The organism is Bacillus sp. SIMBA_074 (genome assembly GCF_046534555.1).
Taxonomy (GTDB): domain Bacteria; phylum Bacillota; class Bacilli; order Bacillales; family Bacillaceae_G; genus Bacillus_A; species Bacillus_A mycoides.
Window position 1 is genome coordinate 1 of record NZ_JAWRYM010000064.1, and the last position, 4,254, is coordinate 4,254.

A 4,254-nucleotide genomic window follows, 5' to 3' on the forward strand; every position below is an offset into this window, starting at 1 on the left:
CGAAAATCTGTTTTCATTGGTTGCTTGGTTCTCAGATCCGCTATCCCAGCGGCATAACTCCACGTTTTTCCACCCTCAGAAGTTTTAGCAAGTATCCCCGGGTATCCAAGTTGCAATGTATCCCGCATTGCTTGCTTGACGGAATTACGATCTCGTTGAGTATTTGTTTGTAACGAACTAGATACATTTTGAGTGGGCTCTGCTTTTACAATTGAGGTTGGCGTTGTGTATAACAGGGAACTTCCAGCTATTAAAAGAGCCAGACTTGCAAATGTAATTTGACTACGTGTTTTCATAAGGCATTCCTCTCCTCTATTCATATTGTATAGGTGGTTGCTTGATATTTCATACTCACCACACAGCTATCATCTCTACCGATGATAAAAAGTCAACATTGAATTCGTAATCATCTTCATAATGATTATTTTTTACAAGCTCCATTCTGTCCTAACAAACGGTAAATCCCTCTTTTTGCATGTATGTTAACCTCAGAAATTATTTCTTTTCCATAAAACACTCTTATTAACTGGTTTGTTTTTCATATATAAGTTATATCTGTTCCTCCTTTCATGCTTCTTTATATTTTCATCATATACAATGAAAATCTCTTTTTCCTTACCTATTCCTTACAAATCCCTTACGTTCAAAATAGCTTCTGTGTCTCAAATGTGCCAATTAATTCTCATCAAGAAGACACGAGAATTAAGCGAATATAAAGCGATTTATATCATAAAAGATTATTTTCTACTTATTTATGAATCTCTACAAAAAGACACCAAAGAATTAACAAAGATATTGTTTCGTCTGTTTGATCTCTTACAGAAAAACAGACGAAAATCCCATAGGTATGAGAAGAAAACCGTCTTTGATATCTTAGGCGTCGTATATAACCTTTCTATGCCTCACAAGCATGTAGCGTAATCCAAAAAATTAAAACCCAATAGGGTTTATCTGGTATGAAAATATTTAAAGAACTTACACTGGATCTTTAGAAAAAAGCCCATCAAGCTAAGGTTTTGAAGTACCCCCTAAATGAAAATTTTCTTTCTCTACAGTTAGTTTTTTTGAGAAGTCAGCTCATTTTTTTGTTTGTGGGGTGTTAACTTTTCTTAAGTTGATAGGAATGTGGTGCTACCCCATTATGCAAAAGACAAAGGTTGGAATTTGATAGATGAAAAATAATAATTCCTTATTCAACTAACGCATGCATGAGTTAAACAACCTAAAGCTGCTTCGGTAGCCATTTTTTGTACCAACTGGCAGTTTGGTTTTCAATATGTGAAAAGGGATTTCTAAGTGATTAATTGAATATATATTTATTGTTTACTAATTTTTGGGAGGTCTCTTTATGGGAGATAAACTTTACTGTATTGCTACATATCAAGTTCTTAATGAAGAAAAAATAGGAGCTTCGCACGGTTCTATAATAATTTATAGTGCTGCTGTGACGGGATCTCCTGTTAGTGAGATAGGGTGTTTTTTAATTTATTTATCATAATAACGTACCCGAAGAGATTGATATGGTGACATATCAACCAACTGAGGTGGTACCACGAAATTGCAACTCTCATCCTCAAGAATTATTTCTTTTGGGTGAAAGTTTTTTTATTATATAAGTTTCATTCTGTCATAATTTAAAGTTTTCGAGAGGAGAAATGATATGAATTCTATTTTATTAGATGTTCCGTTACAAATAGAAACAGACAGACTAATTCTTCGAGCACCACTTCAAGCTGGTGACGGGAATGTCGTACACCAAGCTATTAAGGATTCAATTAATGAGTTAAAGCAATGGTTGCTTTTATTTCAGTCAATTCCTACTGTTGAAGAAACGGAAATTCTCCTGAGAAATGCCCATATAGATTTTTTGAAAAGAGAAAGCTTTCGCTATCTTATCTATCATAAGGATACTAATGATTTTATTGGAACTGCTAGCCTTCACGGAATTAATTGGAAAATTTCTAAATGTGAAATTGGATACTGGATTAATACGCAATTTAGTGGCAATGGATATATGACAGAAGCAGTAAGTGAGTTAACAAATCTTGGATTTCAGTTACTCAAATTTAGAAGGATTGAAATACGCTGTGAATCTAATAACACTAAAAGTCGTGCGATCCCTGAAAAACTAGGTTTTGAGCTTGAAGGGATATTACGTAATGAAGATCTTTCAGCTGACGGTAAAGAACTAACTGATACCCGCATCTATGCAAAGGTACATTAGATTGAAATTTTAATACTCAATTGAGTCTGTGTACATAGTTTATTCCCCTTCTAATCCATTATTGTGATTTGTTTAGAACTATAGTACATCAATATATTTAAAATGAAATGTACTGAAATGGGTATATTCTATTGTTACAATCATTTTATAAATAAATTACTTCATGAAGTTATAAAATTAGGACCGTACATATTAGACATATCTAAAATGTACGGTCCTTTTGTTTACTAGTGGTTCACTTATCTAACCTAAAGATAAATATGTGGTCCTTTTACAATTTGAATTTCTTTGTAAGCTTCTTATATTTTCTATATAAACGTCGAACAATGTTTAACATGAAATACGGTATTTTAACAGGGAAAGGCAATTTATAAATGAAAGGCAAGTAAAAGGTGAAATATGCCTTTTCTAAGTCTCTCCACTTACTATCTTCTTTTGTTTTTAAGAAATCAGATACATCGACTACATATCCCCTTCCATTTTCCATCATCACATTTTTTCCGTGAACATCACAAGGAGTTAATCCTTGCTCCCTTGCATACTCTATAGCTTCATTGATATCAAGGATTACCTGCTTAGGAATTTTAATCCCCTTATGGATAGCATCGTATAAGGTAATTTCTTTTAAACGTTTCAATACTATGAAATTTTCTCCTTTATATATAAGATTCGAATAAGAAGGATGATTTCCGATTCTTCGGTATACTTCTGACTCTTTTTCAATTCCTTCTCCTTCTCGCGCGTAAACTTTCACTACCCAATCTTTGTATTCTTTGTGCATAAATACTGCGGCATAATTACCTGTCCCTAAACACTTCCAAAGTCTAGGAATATCTTTAACTACTATAGGCTCGAATTCATCCTCACTTCTTATGCTTACCTCTTTTAATAATTCGTCCTTTATCAATCTCACAAAACTATTTATACTCATCATTTCCACTCCGGTTTTGCTACAAGGGGTACTACCCCATACCCATCAAGTTAAGGAGTACCTTCTTCCCTAATACGAAAAAATGAGCAAACTTCACTAAGTAACTAACTTTAGAGAAATAAATTTTTCATTTAGGGGGGACTTCAAAACATTAAAATGGATATTCTACGCAAATATATATTATTAATACAATAAGTTATGTTAACTTCACATAATTATATTATACAAAAACTCAGCAAATACCGTTACAAAAAGTGTACAAGCCATATCTACTCTCTCTAAATAGTTTACTGCGAATCTATTTTAAGGAGATAAGTAAATGGCATATTATGTAGGCTTAAATATATTTGTTTCCCCAAATGCTAATAGTAGTAATGATAGACTTGCTCAAATGTTTATAGGAGCTCAAGACTATTGATTCGCCTATACCAATGAAGAGTATTCCGCAGATAAAATTGACTGTTTTAATCCAGATACTTTAAAAGATTTACTCCCATATACTCAAGAAGTTAACGAATGGATTGGTTTATTTTTTGCCTGAGGAAATAGATTAGCAGATGGAGAAAGTACTGGGTGCACTTCGTATGTACCGATTGTTCAGAATGGTGAAACAACTGATTCCCAAGCTAATATTGTTGTCACTGATGAAGCAGATCATTTGTTACTTGCTCATGAAATCGGACATGCACTATTTGCTAGAATAGTAGGGAACAATATAGAAAGCACAGCACCTTGTTGTCCAAATGATCCTACAGGTCATAGTAACGAAGAAAATGATTTAATGCTTCCTATAGTACCAGCAATTCCTAACCCTATTCTCACACAAGAAGAGGTAGAAAAAGCTCTGCAAAGTCCTAAAGCTTTTTATGTTAAATAATTAATATAAAAAAGGAAAAGAAACTTCTGACATCATAATTTTCTCCCCTTTCTCTACTTATCGAGTAACATTAATAAATGAGGTACCGTCAAATTGTCATAAAGCTAAGGATTCACACTAATTATTAAGCAAAAAAGACCGTATCTGGTCTTACCCCTGTCAAGTAGACAGTATGAAAAAGACTAAGCAGCCATCGAGATTCGATATTCTATCGGAGCTCGA

4 protein-coding genes and 2 pseudogenes are annotated in these 4,254 nt (G+C 33.4%); 4 read left to right on the plus strand and 2 right to left on the minus strand.

The features are described 5' to 3' along the window. Positions 1-296, minus strand: a pseudogene (locus SB773_RS29665) (serine hydrolase domain-containing protein); the annotation flags it as partial. Positions 297-663: 367 nt separating this feature from the next. Between SB773_RS29665 and SB773_RS29670 the strand changes: the two are divergent. The 3 genes and pseudogenes from SB773_RS29670 to SB773_RS29680 form a co-directional block, all read left to right on the plus strand. After that, positions 664-921, plus strand: a pseudogene (locus tag SB773_RS29670) (IS4 family transposase); the annotation flags it as partial. A 427-nt stretch (positions 922-1,348) separates the two neighbouring features. Next, positions 1,349-1,498 (plus strand): hypothetical protein, encoded by a 150-nt coding sequence (locus SB773_RS29675; protein WP_410593781.1) that lies wholly within the window; start codon positions 1,349-1,351, stop codon positions 1,496-1,498. A 162-nt stretch (positions 1,499-1,660) separates the two neighbouring features. Beyond that, entirely contained in the window at positions 1,661-2,224 is a 564-nt protein-coding gene (locus SB773_RS29680; RefSeq protein ID WP_410593783.1) for a GNAT family N-acetyltransferase, read from the plus strand. Between the two features lie 271 nt (positions 2,225-2,495). Here the strand turns inward: SB773_RS29680 and SB773_RS29685 are convergent, their stop codons facing one another. Continuing rightward, positions 2,496-3,164: a protein kinase family protein gene (locus tag SB773_RS29685; protein ID WP_410593785.1), complete on the minus strand. Its 669-nt coding sequence runs from the start codon at positions 3,162-3,164 to the stop codon at positions 2,496-2,498. Positions 3,165-3,813: 649 nt separating this feature from the next. On the opposite strand from SB773_RS29685, the gene SB773_RS29690 reads away from it, so the two are divergent. Then, positions 3,814-4,032 carry a zinc metalloprotease gene (locus tag SB773_RS29690; RefSeq protein ID WP_044443376.1) on the plus strand — a complete coding sequence of 73 codons (219 nt, stop codon included), beginning with the start codon at positions 3,814-3,816 and terminating at the stop codon, positions 4,030-4,032. The last annotated feature ends 222 nt before the right edge of the window (positions 4,033-4,254 follow it).